Here is a 16,292-nt window from a genome sequence, read left to right as displayed (position 1 = left end):
ACATCAAAATTTTAAAATATAGAGATATAAAGGCACCGATACAAGCAACGATCGGTGCCTTTATATCTCTGTGATATCCTATTACGCTCTTTTGTTTGATGTCAAAACAAGGTATTCATTAAATCGGGCCACTGCACATTATAATGGTTAAGGATTAGTTAATGTTCCCATTCTACATTTCTTAATACATAATAAAATATGACCTGTTCTAATAAAAATTGTATTTTTGGCGAATATCTGACAAACGCTGAAAAAGAATCTTTAGAAAAAAGTATTCTATCTGTTTGAAATTAAGTAATTATGAGGCTATATACCCGATTAAACTTATTGCTTGGCTGGTTAACCTTTTTTATCTCGGCCACGGTTTACATCATGACTATCGAACCTACAGCCAGTTTCTGGGACTGTGGAGAATTTATTTCAACATCTTATAAATTATTGGTTGGACACCCTCCGGGGGCACCATTTTTTATGATTATGGGGCGTTTCTTTACCCTGTTTGCTCCAGATCAAGGGGCGGTAGCTGCAATGATTAACATTATGTCGGCTTTGGCCAGTGCATTTACTATCTTGTTTTTGTTCTGGACCATTACTCATTTGGCTAAAAAAATATTTATTACAGAAGAAGAGCCTCCAATATGGAGAACCATGGCAGTTATGGGAGCCGGTTTGGTAGGTGCTTTAGCATACACTTTTTCCGATACATTTTGGTTCTCAGCTGTTGAAGGCGAGGTTTACGCTATGTCGTCACTGTTTACTGCCGTTGTTTTCTGGGCCATTCTAAAGTGGGAAAATGTAGCAGGCAAGCCTTATTCAAACCGCTGGTTGGTTTTAATTGCTTACTTAATGGGGCTTTCTATCGGAGTTCACCTTTTGAACCTGTTGGCAATACCTGCAATTGTATTTGTGTACTACTTTAAAATGTATGAGGTTAACAGAAATAATACATTAAAAGCACTTGCCATTTCAGCCGTTTTACTGGGAGGGATTCTTTATGGTATTATTCCGGGGGTTGTAACTGTAGCAAGTTGGTTTGAGCTAATGTTTGTAAACGGATTTGGATTACCGTTTAATTCCGGAGCATTGTTTTATGCTGTGCTTCTTGTTGCAGGATTAGTTGCCGGTATTTGGATCACTTATAAAAAACGGATGGCTATTGCCAATACCATTCTATTGGGAGTAACCGTTATATTAATAGGGTACTCATCCTTTGCGATGATCGTAATTCGATCATATGCCAATCCACCAATGGATCAGAACTCTCCTGAAGATGTATTCTCGTTGATGTCGTATCTGAATCGTGAGCAATATGGAGATCGTCCTTTATTTTTTGGGCAGAACTTTAATTCTCCATTGGACAGAAAATCAATGGATGATAAAGAAGGAGCTCCGGTGCGAATCAAAAAAGATGGTGAATACAAAACGGTGATGCATCGTACAAAATATAAGTTTGACGATAAAACAACTACTTTATTCCCTCGGATGTACAGTCGTGAAGCTCATCATATAGAACAGTACAAAGCGTGGACTAATTTTAAAGGGAAGCGTGTAACTGTAGAGGATGATCGAGGCACACCAAAGCAAATTCAAGTACCAACTCTTTGGGAGAACATTAAGTTTTTTGTTAGTTATCAGGTAGACTATATGTATTTCCGCTATTTTATGTGGAACTTCTCAGGGCGTCAGAATGATATTCAAGGTCATGGTGAAATAAATAAAGGGAACTGGATTACTGGAATTCCTGTTTTAGACAAGATGAGGTTTGGAGATGAATCAAAATTGTCTGATTTATATACTCAAAACAGAGGAAGAAATAAGTACTATATGCTTCCGTTGATTCTTGGGTTGGCGGGTATCTTCTTTCAGTTTAATGCAGGTAAAAAAGGAAGAGAAGGATTTTGGATTGTAGGCTTATTGTTTTTCCTTACTGGTTTGGCAATTGTTATTTATTTGAATCAAACACCTTATCAGCCTCGTGAGCGTGATTATGCTTATGCCGGTTCATTCTATGCATTTTCGATCTGGATTGGATTAGGTGTATTGGCAATAGTAAACGGATTAAAACGATTTGTACCAGGATCAGTGGCAGCAGGTATTGCAACCATAGTAAGTTTAATCTTTGTTCCGGGTATTATGGCCAGCGAAAACTGGGATGATCATGATCGTTCAGAGCGTTATGTTGCCCGTGATCTGGCCTATAACTACTTGAATACATGTGAAGATAATGCCATTATTTTTACCAATGGTGATAACGATACTTTCCCATTGTGGTATGCCCAGGAAGTAGAAGGTATTCGTCCTGATGTAAGAGTTTGTAACCTTAGTTATTTACAAACCGATTGGTACATCGATCAGATGAAGCGTAAAGCTTACGATTCCGATCCGATGCCTTTCTCAATGAATCATGATCAGTATGTAACAGGATCACGCGATGTGGTATATATGTTCGACCGTATTAAAGGCGCGATTGATTTGAAAGATGCTATTGATTTTGTGGCCAGCGATAACGTTAAAACCAAAACAATACCTGAGTATCCGGGTAATAAGATAGACTATTTACCTTCTAAGGAGTTTACCTTAAACTACGATAGTTTAAAGGTATTGCAAAACGGTATTGTGTCAGAAGATGCAGCCCATCTATTAGCTCCGGAAGTGGATATCAACATCAAAAAAGATGTGATTCTGAAAAACGAGTTGATGATTCTTGATTTATTTGCAACCAACGACTGGAACCGTCCGATTTACTTTGCGGTGACTGTTGGAGCAGATAATTATGTAAGTCTTCAGGATTATTTCCAACTTGAAGGATTTGCTTATCAAGTAGTGCCTATCAAAACAGTAAATAATAATGGTCAGTACGGTAGGGTAGATACCGAAAAGATGTACAAAAACGTGATGGAGAAATTCAGATGGGGTGGATTTGAGAATCCGAATGTTTATCTGGACGAGAACCATATGCGTATGGCTAATAATATCCGTAATAATCTGGCTCGTCTTAGCCTGGCTTTACTTGATGAAGGTAAGAATGACAAAGCTCGTGATATTCTTGATAAGAGTATGGAGGTGTTAAGCGGAAGTCGTGTTCCACATAATTATTTCAGTATCTTCCTGGCTGAGGGTTATTTCCGATTGGGTGAGTTTGAAAAAGGGGAAGAGATTCTGCAAGAATTGGCGGAAGATAAGATGATGGATTTCGACTATTACTCATCATTACCACCGGCAAAACAAAAAACAGTTGGTCGCGAGCCTGATACTGCTATGGCAATTTACATGGAAGTAGTTCGTATGGTTCAGAAATATGATCGTAAAGATTTATTGAAGAAGTTAGAAGGCGACTACCAACAACGTATGAGCCGTATGGGCTTTTACGAAAACTAGAATATGAGCTGGAAGGTTCGTCCGCCGCAGGTTTTAAGAAGCCTTTTTCCGGGAACAACCTGGCGCATGCCAGACAGGGAAAAGGTGGTTTATCTTACCTTTGATGACGGACCAGTTGAAAAAGAAACCCCTTGGGTAATGAATCTTCTGGATCAGTATGATGTGAAGGCAACCTTTTTCTGTGTGGGAGAGAATGCCGACAATAATCAACATCTGGTTCAGGAGTTATTGAAGCAAGGACATAGTGTAGGTAATCATGCCTACAATCATTTACCTGCGTGGAAATGTTCGCGTAGTGAGTATTTCAACAATATTGAAAAGGCAAGGCCTTATATCCCGGGTAATTTGTTCAGACCACCTCACGGGCAGTTGTATCCCTGGTACATGTCTGAACTGAAGAATCGATTTTCAAAAGTAGTGATGTGGGATGTGTTGTCGATGGATTACGATAACAGAATAAGTAAAGAACAGGTGTTGAGAAATGTTACCAATAACGTGAGAAATGGTTCCGTTATTGTTTTTCATGATTCAATAAAGGCGTGGGATCGCCTGACATATGCCTTACCCAAAAGCCTCGATTTTTTATTGAATGAGGGTTATCGGTTTGAGGCGATTAAAATGGATTGAGTTAATAAAAGCAAAATAATTAAACAATGGTTTGATAGAGTTTTGGCGAATTGATCATTTGAAGTGATTGTAGGTTTTTCGGTTTTGTAAATTAACTACTGCCTACTGGCTAAAAACTAACGAACTATTTTAATAAAGTAAACAAATGAATATTCTTCTTTTAGGATCAGGAGGACGAGAGCATGCACTGGCATGGAAAATGGCACAAAGCGACAAGCTGACGCAATTATTTATTGCACCTGGTAATGCAGGTACATCAGCTGTGGGAACTAATGTTGATATTAATCCTAACGATTTTGAAGCAGTAAAGAAATTAGTTTTGGATAAAGCCATCGACATGATTGTGGTGGGACCTGAAGAACCTTTAGTAAGAGGAATAAAAGATTTTGTTTTAAACGATCCTGAAATAGCAAAAGTTCCTGTAATTGGTCCTGGTCAAAAAGGTGCACAGTTAGAAGGAAGTAAAGAGTTTGCCAAGGCTTTTATGCAACGTCATAATGTACCAACAGCTGGATATTTGTCAGTTACATCCGAAAATCTGGAAGAAGGAATTGCTTTCTTGAAAACAATGAAAGCACCTTATGTATTGAAAGCTGATGGTTTAGCTGCAGGTAAAGGTGTTTTAATTTTAGATGATTTGGCAGAAGCAGAAGCCGAGTTAAAAGAAATGTTGGGCGGTAAATTTGGTGATGCCAGTAGCACAGTTGTAATCGAAGAGTTCTTGAGTGGAATTGAACTTTCGGTTTTTGTTTTAACTGATGGTCATGGTTATGTAGTATTGCCTGAAGCCAAAGACTACAAACGTATTGGTGAAGGCGATACAGGTTTAAATACTGGTGGTATGGGAGCAGTTTCTCCAGTTCCTTTTGCCGATGATGTATTTATGAAAAAAGTACACGATCGTATTGTTGTACCAACAGTTGAAGGCTTACTTAAAGACGATATACCTTACAAAGGATTTATTTTTATTGGATTGATCAGTATCGACGGGGAACCATATGTGATTGAGTACAACGTGCGAATGGGGGATCCTGAAACAGAAGTGGTGATTCCTCGTTTAAAGTCTGATTTAGTTGATTTATTTCAAGCTGTTGCTGCAGGTAACCTTCGTACAAAACAAATTGAAGTGGATGAGAGATCTGCTACTACAGTAATGTGCGTTTCGGGCGGTTATCCGGGTTCATACGAAAAAGGAAAAGAAATAACTGATCTGGAAAAAATCACTGAAGGTCTGGTATTTCATGCCGGAACTACCGAAAAAGATGGAAAAGTTGTTACAGCCGGAGGTCGTGTAATTGCTTTAACAGCTTACGGTAAAGATAAGGATGATGCTTTGGCTCAGTCATTCAAAAATGCTCAAATAGTAAAATTCGAAGGAAAATATTTCCGTTCAGATATAGGATTCGATTTGTAATATGATTTTTCAGTCTCTCAATAGAAACAGCATCACTGCGTTTGTTTTGTTACCACTTTTTTTGTTGGGCTTTTGGCTTAACTCATTTGTGGGACCGCAGACCAGTGCTTTTCCATTTGACGAAACGCCAATGCCATTGTGGAGCTTATTATTGGGAGCACTGAAAGGGAATCATTTTTTATCGACCCTTATAAGCATGTTAATTACCCTGGTGATGATGTTGGGGGTGAACCGAATTGTTAACCGCTTTGGTTTATCCAATAATCAAACAGCCATGCCTGGGTATTTATATCTTTTTTTGGTCAGTGGCTATTTAATGGCGCAGCAATTACATCCGGTGTGGTTTTTTACCCCTTTATTGTTGCTCTCCATCGAAAGGTTATTTTCGGGTGGTCCACACCGCAAGCCAATGGCCTGGTGTTTCGAGTCAACCTTCTGGTTATCCGTAGGTAGTCTTTTTTATGCCAAAGGAATCTATTTCCTCATCCTGATATGGATGATCATGTTTATCCTTAGATTGTTTTCTTTTCGAGCTATTTTAGCATCTGTTCTTGGAGCTATATTACCCTATATATTCGCTTTTGGCTATTATTTTCTAATTGATAAGTTTACCTGGTTTGCCGACTTGGCCATCGAAAATTTTGTTTCTCCAGTGGCCTTCTTCTCCCACACCATTTACTCGCAGGTATATAACGGAATAGTTATTTTTATGGTATTCTTGGCTATTCTGGCCGTAGTACGTATTATGCCAATGGTAAAGATCATTACGCGTAAATATTTTCGCATTTTTATCTGGCTCATAGTATTGGGTATCATAGCCGCATTAACACCTTATTACTCCCTTGAGGTAGTGCCAATTTTAGCCATAGGGGCAGCTATTGTGCTTAGTCGCTTCTTAAATGCTATTCGTAAAACAATCATTCAGGAAGTACTTTTTGTTCTTCTTTTTGTGTTGACTTTGGCTGCTCAATTCTTGATTTAATTACATGGATGCTTCAAAGCCAACGCTGGCCATATATGGAATACAAGATCGTATCAATACCGATACGCCTTTCTATGTGCACGATCATGCTCTTACCTTGATGGAAAACGGACAGGTGGTTAAGCATTTAACTCTTGAGCGACTAACCCGAAATAAACACGATAATAAATTATACGAGCAGCTATACGATCTGTTGAAGAAGGAAGGCTTATTATCCAAACAGGTTTATGATCTTGTGTTTGTTGATAATGTCGTAGGCCGCACCTTTTTGTCAGCTTGTGGCCGTTTTCGTTTTGAAGCCCCTCTAAATGACATGTTGCAGGCAGCGCCTGAAAAAGGACGATGTTGGTGGTTGGATAGGGAGAAAGAGGCTTATGCCTTAAATCACGAAATGGCTCATGTAGGTTCTTGTTTGCCTTTTTATGGTTCCTTTAAAGAAAATAGTTTATTGGTTCATTTTGATGGAGGTGGAAGTTTAAGTAATCTATCGGCATGGACTTATAAAAAGGGTAAGATTCAGTCGTTAGAATATCATTGGGATTTTAAATATTTATCAGGTTTATTTAATGCCAATGCACTTGTTTTTGGCATAATAGGTTCGAAGTATATCGAGCAGAACAGCGTTCCTGGAAAGATGATGGGGTTAGCTGCTTTTGGACAATACAAACCTGAGCTTGAAAAATGGTTAGTTAATAACGACTATTTTAAGGATTTATGGGGCAATAAAAAGCTATTTTTTGAAGCTGCAAAAGCAGATTTTAACTGGGATAAAAAACACTTGAATACCAAAGATCCTTTTTTGCATGATATTGTAGCCACCATGCAAGGCATTTTTCAGCGAGAATTGATTAATAAGCTTGATGGTTTACAGCAGAAAACGCAATGCGATTACTTATATTATTCAGGGGGTTCGGCTTTAAATATTGTAGCCAATACGCACTTGCTTGAATCGAACATTTTTAAAGATGTATATATTCCACCATGCCCCGAAGATAGCGGCCTTTCATTAGGAGCGGCTGCCTATGTTGAGTGGCTGAAGCATGGAAAAGCTAATACTCATTCTCCTTATTTGAATAATTGGGGAATCAATGAATACTCATTAACAGTGCATTCTGAAGAAGTGGCAAGGTGTGCCAATGAACTGATGCAAGGAAAAGTTATTGGAGTTTGTAATAATGCCGGTGAAATTGGGCCAAGAGCTCTGGGTAACCGAAGTATTTTAGCTTTAGCCAATAGTAAACAACTGGCCCAAAAAGTAAGTATGACTCACAAGAAACGTGAGTGGTATCGTCCTGTAGCACCTATTATGCTACTGGAAAATGCAAAGTACTTTACAGGAAAAGAATCCATTCATTCTTTAGCTGATTTTATGTTGTTGGATTTTAATATTCTGCCTCAGAAGCAAAAAGAGTTACAAGGTGCTGTGCACGTTGATGGAACGGCCAGAATACAAGTTGTTCGGGAAAGAAACGAAAATCCGTTTATTTTTGAATTGCTCCAATATTTAGAAAAGGAGCATGGTGTAAAAGCTCTTATTAATACATCTTTTAATGTAAAAGGAGAACCCATTGTTCATACGGTTGAAGGAGCTATTACTTCAGCCCGTAATATGAACCTGGATGGTGTTGTATTAAATGGAATTTATCAGTCGTTATAACCACTTTTCAAGGATAGCTTCCAAATCATCCATCTTAACCGGTTTGCCAATATAATCATTCATGCCGGCCTCAATACAAACTTCTCTATCACCTTTAAGCGCGTTTGCTGTCATTGCAATAATTGGGGTCTCAACATTCAATTCGCGTAGCTTACGGGTTGCATCCAAGCCATTCATTACCGGCATTTGAACATCCATAAAAATCAAGTGAAAATCACTTTCTTCTTCATCGGTAATCAAATTAACCGCCTCTTCACCATTTTTAGCAATGTCAATTTGCAAGCCTATGCGATCCAGCATCTTTTCGGCAATTTTTTGATTGATAATATTGTCTTCAACCAATAATACCCGTTTGTCTTTGATGCGTTCTTGCAAACTTGGGGTTTCTCCCTGTAGTTTGTTTTGAGCATTTTTATCACCAAATAACTTTTCAATGGTATGTAATAGTTCGGTATGCTTAATAGGCTTTTGCATTATAAAGTCTACACCTTTCAGCTGATCTATCGGTTTCCATTTATTATCAGAAGTGAAAAGAATAATTCTGATATTCTTCTGCAGTTCTTTTATGCTGGTAACAAAATTATCGTCGGCTTTACTAAAGACGTGACTGTCAATAATGATAAGATTAAAATCCTGTCGGTTTGTTAATAGGGTAAGAGCCGATTTTTCATCATTGACTGTTTCGGAATTAATCGACCAGTTGTTTAAGGTCTTTTTCAGAAGCAGCAGATTGGTTTTGTGATTATCAACTATTAGTGCATTGATGGTGCTAAACAGTTCCTTGTTTATTTCATATGCTTTCTGATTTTTGTCTATAACCAGTGGAAGTGTAAAATGGAATACAGAACCCGGATTGTCTTTCGACCACATAAAGTTTGGATTAGGACTTTCAACCCAAATTTTACCGCCCATCAATTCAACCAACATTTTAGATATGCTGGTTCCTAGACCTGTACCACCAAATTTACGGGTAGTTGATCCATCAGCTTGTGTAAACGATTCAAAAATCTTCTCCAGTTTATTTTTAGGAATGCCAATACCAGAGTCTTCAACTGAGAAATGAAGTGTAAGGTTAGTTCCTTGTTGCTGTTCAATTTCAACCTTTAAAACAACTTCGCCCTCCGATGTGAATTTAACGGCATTACCCATTAGGTTCACCAAAACCTGTATCAGTCGACTTTCGTCACCAATTACAATGGAAGGAATAGTGCTTTCTACATCGCTCAATAGTTCGATACCTTTTTCTCTGCCTTTAAATGACATCTGATCCATCAGATATTCAACCGTTGAACGAAGATTAAAAGCATATGATTCAATCTTCATTTTACCGGCTTCAATCTTTGAGAAGTCGAGTATGTCGTTGATGATGTTCAGTAGGTTATCACACGATCGTCCAATGATGGAAACCACGTTTTTCTGTTCTTTCGAAAGGCGGGTTTTCGACAATAGCTCAGTCGCACCAATAATACCATTCATTGGGGTACGAATTTCGTGACTCATATTGGCCAGAAATTCGGATTTAGCCTTATTGGATTCTGCTTCTTTCTTTTGTATTTCTTTCTGGGCACTAATGTCCATAAAGGCTTCCAGAAATACTTCACGGTTATCAAGTGTGACCGGAATAATATTTTTTAATATTTCTCGAGAAATATTATTTTCATTCACTTCCAATCGTTCGTCAAGCGATTCAACATTTACGCCCGATTGCTCATCTTTGTATTTATCTTTTTTGTTGGTAAAAAAGAGTTCGTTGTATGAATGACTGTTGAAATGATCCATTGCCGTTGAAATGGTTTTGAATCCCATAATTTTGGCAGCAGTAAGGTTTAACTGAACCACTTTTTTATCAGCATCAACAATTAATATTCCAACAGGAAGATTCTCGGTAATGGTTGACAGGGTTTTGTTTGATTCTTTTAATGATTCCGTCAACAATTTCTTTTCGGTAGTATCTTCCTTAATGGCAATGTAATTCGAAATGGTTTTATCCTCACTTAATACAGGAGATATCAGTACTTTTTCCCAAAATACAGAGCCATCTTCTTTGGTGCTTGATATTTCTCCTGTCCACACTTGACCTTCCTGAATAGTTTGCCATAGTACTTCGGCAAATTCGTTGCTCTCATCTTGTAACTGGAAGAAGTTTGTGTTGCCTCTGTTTAATTCCGATTTAGAGAAGCCGGCCAATGACTTAAAGCCTTTATTTACATATTCAACATTGCCCTGAGTATCGGTAATCATTATAGAAATAGGGCTTTGCTCAACTGCCTGAATAAGCTTTTTGTTGTTTTGTTCAGCTGTACGTTGATTTACTATTAAGTTTCTGATTTGTGATAGTAAGAAATACGTCAGAAAAACAACAAATAAAGTAAAGACAAAGAGAGATAGGTATTTAAGATTATTGTATCGCTTAAGTACATTAATACTTTTGTTGTTTAATGTTACCAGTCGCTTATTTATATCGTATGAAATTTTATTCTCAATTTCGTGCAATCGTTCCAGTGAAGCTTCAGCCTGTTTAATATATAAGTCGGTTGCTTTTACCACATTATCAGCACCGTTAGGCTCTTTTAAAGTAGCTTCTATTTTGCGGGCTACACGTTCCGAGAGGCTATGCATTTTATTAATTAACGGTGCCAGTTCCCTTACTTCACGTATGCTACCTGTGTATTTATCCTCGTTGTATGTAATAATGTTAGTAATTACATCCTGAGTGTGGAGGTTTACAGCTCTTTTATCTTCAATGCTTCCACCCTGATCAATAACATTTATAATTTCAATGCTTCGTTCTGTTAATCCTCCAATTTCATTCTCAATATTAGTTAGTTGTTGTTTAATATTAACAGAAGGGTAACTTTTAAATGCAATATTAAGTTCGAGTAGGTTTTTATGCAGAAGATGTTCAAGTTTTGCCAGTTGTTCCTGATTTTGTATCGCATCCCGGTACTTAGTGGCAAATGATTGGTCGAAATAATTTTCTATGCTAATAATGGCCGCTATAGTGATTAAATAGATGGCCAATAAAAGATAGAGCTTATTTACGATAGGCTCTTTTAAATAAAATAATTTGGGTGTATTATCTTTTTTATTCACAAGATTCAAATTAACAGACTGTGTTTTCAAACGTATAAATTTAAAAAATAATCGTCTTCCTTCTAGTAAATCCGTATTTACTTAATCGGCTTTCGTTTAATTGTGAACTTGTAAAATCTAAAAAAGCTTTGGTAAGTGTTGGTTTTGAGCTGCATGAGAGACTTGCTGCAAATATGGGTATGTGACGATTATTTTGCAGATCGGGCCTGATAACTTCAACATAATTGCGGTTTCCATTTGCAAAAAAGTTACTATGCCAATCAATAACCACATCCGCCTGATTATTTTTTAATCCTTTTGACAATCCTTTTGAGTCAGATGTTAAGGAAACTATTTTAGGTAATACTCTTTTGTAAACGTTGTTCTGCATAAGTAACTTTTTGGTTTCATAACCAACAGAACTCGTTTCAGGATCTGCAATTATCATTGAATATTTATCTTGAAGTAAAGAAGAGAAACGGCCATCGAATTTTTTAGGATTTCCTTTTTTTACCATAAATACCAATGTATTGTAACCAATAAAAACCGAATCCATCAATATTTGTCCTGTTTTATGTTGGAACTCTTTAAAAGAAGCTGTTGATGATGGGATATAAAGATCACCTTTGCCTGTATAACTGATTAAGTCCATTAAATTCTGGGCACAATCATTCTGAATTCGAACATTACAATCATATTCTTTTTCAAATTGTTCTTTCAAATTCAAAACAATACCCAGCATTGAATTTTCGCAATAAACAAGAATTTCTTTTTGCGATGTTGACTGGCTTACTGTATTTGTTTTATTTTTTTGCTTGCATCCTGAAACAATAAAAATTGTGCTCAGGCTAATGAGAATCCAGAATTTGACTAGGGCCATATTATCAAATTAATATAAAGGTCCAAGTTATGGATTTATACGATTGAAAAACAGATTGTTTATCACTCAATACTTTGCGTTAATCAAATACATTTAACCTTTTATGAAGTGCTTTTTAATCCAGCGTGGCACAATAAAAGCTCCTATTAAAAGATAAGGGTAGTAACTTACCATTCGCCACATAAAGGCCATGGCAACACCCGTTCCAACAGGAATCATGGTTGAAAGAAACTCTTTAAAAACCCATTCAGCAAACCCACTGCCTCCTGGTGTAGGGCTTACCAGCATCATAATCCACATAACCAGTTGTTTTCCAAAAATAAGAATGTGATCATCCCAGCCCAGGAAATGAAAACCGAAGAAGGCAAGAATGAGAGAATTCACAATCCAGTAACGCGAAGTCCAGCTAAATGCTGTTGCCAAAAATGCTTTTAACCAATTTTTAAATGGCCAGTCTTTATATTCACGGGAGGCAGCAATTAAATCAGATCCTGACTCATTGGCCTGTGGCCTCCACCGACGAATAATTGGAAGTTTAAACACCCATAGCAATAACCATTTTAATCCTCTGGGATTAACAAATAATCCATAGCTAAGTATAATTGTGTATGCTAACTTTATGATATACCCGGCCAAAGCAAACATAAAGAACTGATTTTTATAAAAAGGCAAGCCATTTTCAATTGAATCGCCAAAAGCAAAAATGTCAGTTCTTCCAATAAATAATAATATTAATGGAAATGTGATGATAAAGTAAAGCTCATCCAAAAATGAAGTAACCATAACAATAGCGGTACTTCTTCCTATTCTAATCCCTTCTTTATTAATGAAAAAAATAGCAACACTGGTGCCTCCAATGGCAGAAGGAGTGATAGCAGAGGTGAACTCCCAAAGCATAATAATATTAAAGGCTTTGCCCCAGGTCATTTGTTGTCCGCTTAAAAGCCTGATGCGATAGATGTATCCCAGATCGCGTGATGCAATTAGCAGAAAGGAAATAAAAAACCATACGAGCGACTGCAATGTAAAAGAGAATGCATCCATAACGGAAGGGTCAAACTCTTTATACAGAAAATAACCAGTAACAGCTAATCCTATTATAATTGGGAATGTGATCTTTCCGGGACGGATACTTCGTAATATTTTACCTGAGTTATCAGTCATACAAACAAAGGTATAAGAATAGAAGGACGCAGAAAAGGGTGTGCTTTGTTTTTTGTAATAAAACTAAACTTGCCTTAAAATCAGTATGTTTTCTCAATTAATTATTGTCTTTTTCCAGTTCTATTCTTGCTTTAGGTAAATATTGAGGATATTCTTTTTGCATAAAACGGATTAATTCTTCCCGCAGTCGTACTCTTAAATCCCAGGCTTTAGGTGAATCTTTAGCACTAACCAGCGCGCGTAATTCCATTGTTTTTTCAGTAGCATCAGTAACTTGCAAAACATTAACCGCACCGTCCCATTCTGGTATTTCAGGTAATAGTCTACTCATTTCTTCACGCATCTTCTCTACTGGGAATCCGTAATCAACATAAATAAACACAGTGCCTAAAATATCAGCAGATTGTCTGGTCCAGTTCTGAAAGGGTTTTTCAATAAAGAAATTGATGGGTACAACCAAACGCCGTTTATCCCATATGCGAACCACTACATAGGTAAGTGTAATTTCTTCAATCCATCCCCATTCACCTTCAACTATTACCACATCATCCAAACGAATGGGTTGAGTAATGGCAATCTGAAATCCGGCTAATAAGAGAGAAAGGCTTTTTTGAGCAGCAAAACCAATGATAATACCTGCTATACCGGCAGAAGCTAAAAGGCTTAGTCCAATTTCGCGAACCTTGTCAAAACTAAGTAAGGCTATTGATAAACCGATGAAACTGACCAGAAATATTAATAAGCGTTCAAAAACACGCATTTGGGTGTGTATCTTTCGGGCTTTAAGGTTATCAGAATCAAGTATGTTATAGCTCGATAGCACAAAGTGTTTAATACTGCGGATAATAGCTATGGCCAACCAGGTTATTGTAAATACGATAAAAAGAAAAATAGCTTTTCCGGTGTTTAAGTCCAGTTTATCTTTGAAATACGAGTTGATAAAGGTTAGCGCTATAACTACAATTAAAATTTTAAGCGGTGTTTTAATTAAGGTAACTACTTTTTCAATTCCTCCTTTATGCTGACGATGAATTGCCTTCCGTAGAATTTTGGTAAGAATATTACCTAGAATCCACGCCAGGATAATTAAGGCTGTTGATAATATAATAGGTAGTAATAAATCTTCACCATTAAAAGCTTGGGTTAAGTATTCTTTCATATAAAAATTACATTAAGGTCTAATATAAATAGTTAACACCCTTTTGCAGGCTTTGGTTTAAGGGGTAACATTTAAATATAACTAAAAAGTTTCTTTTTATGTAAGAATATTAGGGGTGTTCTCTATAAAAACACAAAAGGCTGTTTGCATTGCAAACAGCCTTTGTAATTTCTTTTTAAGAACGACTAGTAACGACGACGGTTACCACCACCGTTTCCACCACGGTTGTTGTTACGTTGTGGACGAGCTTCTGCTTCTTTCACATTAATAACACGACCATCGTACTCAGCACGATCCAATTCTTCAATAGCTTTGCGGGCTGCATCAGCATCTGGCATTTCAACAAAACCAAACCCACGAGATTTACGCGTTTCGCGATCTAAAATAATTTTGGCTGAACTAACTTGTCCATACTCCTCGAATAAATCCTGTAAGTCACCATCAGTAATAGCGTAAGTCAGGTTCGAAATAAAAATATTCATCATAAAATAAAACGTTGTGCTTTAGGAGCACTTAATTAAACAATAACGATTTAAAGAAGGGAATAATTGAAAAGTGGAGGTTGGCACCTAAACTAACGGAAGGTAATACTAACTAGCAGCCAAAAATCAAACTATCCATTTTTAAATACGTGACAAAGGTAACTAAATAAGTGAATTAGCTGTTGGCTAAATATTTAAAGAGTGTTAAATTTAAATTATTATTTTCTTTATTGAAATCTACATCTTGTGCCTGAAATGTTGTATCTTAAGCATAGACTAAAGGCATGACAGTATTAAATTCCATATTATTAATGATTGCGTCATCGGGTGCTTATTTTTTACTAAAGAACAGTAAGAAAATGAGGATAATGCGCATTGTAATGATTGTACTCTTTGCTTATGCATTTCTGGTAATACTTTTACATATACTCAATTACTTCTTTGATTGATCATCCTGATGATATAATTTATCTTATTTTGTTTTGAAGGTGTTTCAGGAATGGCTACATTTAATTTATGGACTATTTAAATACAATAAAGCGTATTAAGGCACTGGCCGAAACCGGCTTAGTATATGCAGGAAATGGATATGAAATTGAACGTAACCAGGAACTGGTTGATTTAAGCAAAGAACTGATGGCTTCCATAGCCAATAAACCCATTAAGTCGCTTGATTCGTTTTATTTGCCGCCTACAGAATATCCAACACCCAAAGTTGATGTGCGTGGTTTTGTATTAAATGATAAGAATGAGATATTAATGGCTAAGGAAGTGGTTGATGGTAAATGGACCATTCCTGGAGGTTGGTGTGATATTGGTATATCGCCGGCTGAAAATGCTGTAAAAGAAGTAGAAGAAGAAACCGGTATTCAAACAGAAGTAGTTCGTTTACTTGCAGTTTATGATAAACGTTTTCATCAGCATCCACCATCACCTTTGTACGTGTATAAAATTGTTTTTTTGTGTCGTATAACAGGAGGTGAGTTACGTGGTGCTTTTGATATTGAAGATTCGGGTTGGTTCTCTTTAGATCATTTACCGGCATTATCTGAGGATCGTATTGTTAAATCTCAGATTGAGGAGTTGTATCGTCTGGCAAAAGACGAAAGTTTACCCGTTGTGTTCGACTAATCTTTAACCTAATTTATATGTCATATGCAGGTCATGTGTTGGATATGATCCAACGAATGAAGAATAACAGGGACTTACTAAAGAAGCGGGATGGTTTATTTTCGGGCATGAATAAAAAGATAGTTCATTCTTATCGTCATCATCCCTCACATCATAAGCAATTAACCAAAGAACAAAGGGACCAACTTCGGGCTCGGTTGATTAAAGAGAAAAGAGTTGATGCGATTAAAAGAATTGTGGCATTATCTCTAGCCATCGTAATCGTAGCGGTTCTGTTTGCCTTCATTCGAGGTTATATTGATTTGGAAGATTTTATGATCTACCAAAAGTAATAGTATTTTCTTTC

12 protein-coding genes are annotated in these 16,292 nt (G+C 36.9%); 7 read left to right on the top strand and 5 right to left on the bottom strand.

Features of this window, described 5'->3' with window-relative positions:
* The first annotated feature begins 300 nt into the window (after window positions 1-300).
* From KEM10_RS08570 to KEM10_RS08550, 5 genes are all read left to right on the top strand, one after another.
* The gene (locus tag KEM10_RS08570) at window positions 301-3,378 is read left to right on the top strand and encodes a DUF2723 domain-containing protein (protein WP_212215575.1); all 3,078 of its coding nucleotides are present in this window, start codon (window positions 301-303) and stop codon (window positions 3,376-3,378) included.
* A 3-nt stretch (window positions 3,379-3,381) separates the two neighbouring features.
* On the top strand, window positions 3,382-4,005 hold the full coding sequence (locus tag KEM10_RS08565; RefSeq protein WP_212215574.1) for a polysaccharide deacetylase family protein: 624 nt from the start codon (window positions 3,382-3,384) through the stop codon (window positions 4,003-4,005).
* Window positions 4,006-4,150: 145 nt separating this feature from the next.
* Window positions 4,151-5,419: a phosphoribosylamine--glycine ligase gene (purD, locus tag KEM10_RS08560; RefSeq protein ID WP_212215573.1), complete on the top strand. Its 1,269-nt coding sequence runs from the start codon at window positions 4,151-4,153 to the stop codon at window positions 5,417-5,419.
* 88 nt (window positions 5,420-5,507) lie between these two features.
* Window positions 5,508-6,401 carry a hypothetical protein gene (locus KEM10_RS08555; RefSeq protein WP_212215572.1) on the top strand — a complete coding sequence of 298 codons (894 nt, stop codon included), beginning with the start codon at window positions 5,508-5,510 and terminating at the stop codon, window positions 6,399-6,401.
* Between the two features lie 4 nt (window positions 6,402-6,405).
* Window positions 6,406-8,058, top strand: a complete 1,653-nt coding sequence (locus KEM10_RS08550) for a carbamoyltransferase C-terminal domain-containing protein (protein ID WP_212215571.1) — start codon at window positions 6,406-6,408, stop codon at window positions 8,056-8,058.
* Here KEM10_RS08550 and KEM10_RS08545 read toward each other — a convergent pair.
* From KEM10_RS08545 to KEM10_RS08525, 5 genes are all read right to left on the bottom strand, one after another.
* Window positions 8,053-11,151 carry a PAS domain-containing hybrid sensor histidine kinase/response regulator gene (locus KEM10_RS08545; protein ID WP_212215570.1) on the bottom strand — a complete coding sequence of 1,033 codons (3,099 nt, stop codon included), beginning with the start codon at window positions 11,149-11,151 and terminating at the stop codon, window positions 8,053-8,055. The two genes, KEM10_RS08550 and KEM10_RS08545, sit on opposite strands and share 6 nt — an antisense overlap.
* A 40-nt stretch (window positions 11,152-11,191) precedes the next feature.
* Window positions 11,192-12,010, bottom strand: coding sequence for a substrate-binding domain-containing protein (locus KEM10_RS08540; RefSeq protein WP_212215569.1), 819 nt, complete (start codon window positions 12,008-12,010; stop codon window positions 11,192-11,194).
* Between the two features lie 93 nt (window positions 12,011-12,103).
* Complete coding sequence (locus KEM10_RS08535) at window positions 12,104-13,174, bottom strand: lysylphosphatidylglycerol synthase transmembrane domain-containing protein (RefSeq protein ID WP_212215568.1); 1,071 nt, start codon at window positions 13,172-13,174, stop codon at window positions 12,104-12,106.
* Window positions 13,175-13,271: 97 nt separating this feature from the next.
* Window positions 13,272-14,333 (bottom strand): mechanosensitive ion channel family protein, encoded by a 1,062-nt coding sequence (locus KEM10_RS08530; protein WP_212215567.1) that lies wholly within the window; start codon window positions 14,331-14,333, stop codon window positions 13,272-13,274.
* 185 nt (window positions 14,334-14,518) lie between these two features.
* On the bottom strand, window positions 14,519-14,818 hold the full coding sequence (locus KEM10_RS08525; RefSeq protein ID WP_244825646.1) for an RNA recognition motif domain-containing protein: 300 nt from the start codon (window positions 14,816-14,818) through the stop codon (window positions 14,519-14,521).
* Window positions 14,819-15,331: 513 nt separating this feature from the next.
* Between KEM10_RS08525 and KEM10_RS08520 the strand changes: the two genes are divergently transcribed.
* Window positions 15,332-15,946 carry an NUDIX hydrolase N-terminal domain-containing protein gene (locus KEM10_RS08520; protein WP_212215566.1) on the top strand — a complete coding sequence of 205 codons (615 nt, stop codon included), beginning with the start codon at window positions 15,332-15,334 and terminating at the stop codon, window positions 15,944-15,946.
* A 17-nt stretch (window positions 15,947-15,963) separates the two neighbouring features.
* On the top strand, window positions 15,964-16,278 hold the full coding sequence (locus tag KEM10_RS08515; RefSeq protein WP_212215565.1) for a hypothetical protein: 315 nt from the start codon (window positions 15,964-15,966) through the stop codon (window positions 16,276-16,278).
* Window positions 16,279-16,292: the final 14 nt, after the last annotated feature.

This window comes from Carboxylicivirga linearis, from assembly GCF_018271995.1.
GTDB lineage: Bacteria > Bacteroidota > Bacteroidia > Bacteroidales > Marinilabiliaceae > Carboxylicivirga > Carboxylicivirga linearis.
This window is presented reverse-complemented; position numbering and strand designations above follow the sequence as displayed.

Bases quoted from the DNA above. Each gene is read 5' to 3' on its own strand.
- KEM10_RS08570 (WP_212215575.1), top strand. From the start codon at position 301: ATGAGGCTATATACCCGATTAAACTTATTGCTTGGCTGGTTAACCTTT.
- KEM10_RS08565 (WP_212215574.1), top strand. From the start codon at position 3,382: ATGAGCTGGAAGGTTCGTCCGCCGCAGGTTTTAAGAAGCCTTTTTCCG.
- purD (WP_212215573.1), top strand. From the start codon at position 4,151: ATGAATATTCTTCTTTTAGGATCAGGAGGACGAGAGCATGCACTGGCA.
- KEM10_RS08550 (WP_212215571.1), top strand. From the start codon at position 6,406: ATGGATGCTTCAAAGCCAACGCTGGCCATATATGGAATACAAGATCGT.
- KEM10_RS08540 (WP_212215569.1), bottom strand. From the start codon at position 12,010: ATGGCCCTAGTCAAATTCTGGATTCTCATTAGCCTGAGCACAATTTTT.
- KEM10_RS08535 (WP_212215568.1), bottom strand. From the start codon at position 13,174: ATGACTGATAACTCAGGTAAAATATTACGAAGTATCCGTCCCGGAAAG.
- KEM10_RS08530 (WP_212215567.1), bottom strand. From the start codon at position 14,333: ATGAAAGAATACTTAACCCAAGCTTTTAATGGTGAAGATTTATTACTA.
- KEM10_RS08525 (WP_244825646.1), bottom strand. From the start codon at position 14,818: ATGATGAATATTTTTATTTCGAACCTGACTTACGCTATTACTGATGGT.
- KEM10_RS08520 (WP_212215566.1), top strand. From the start codon at position 15,332: ATGGACTATTTAAATACAATAAAGCGTATTAAGGCACTGGCCGAAACC.
- KEM10_RS08515 (WP_212215565.1), top strand. From the start codon at position 15,964: ATGTCATATGCAGGTCATGTGTTGGATATGATCCAACGAATGAAGAAT.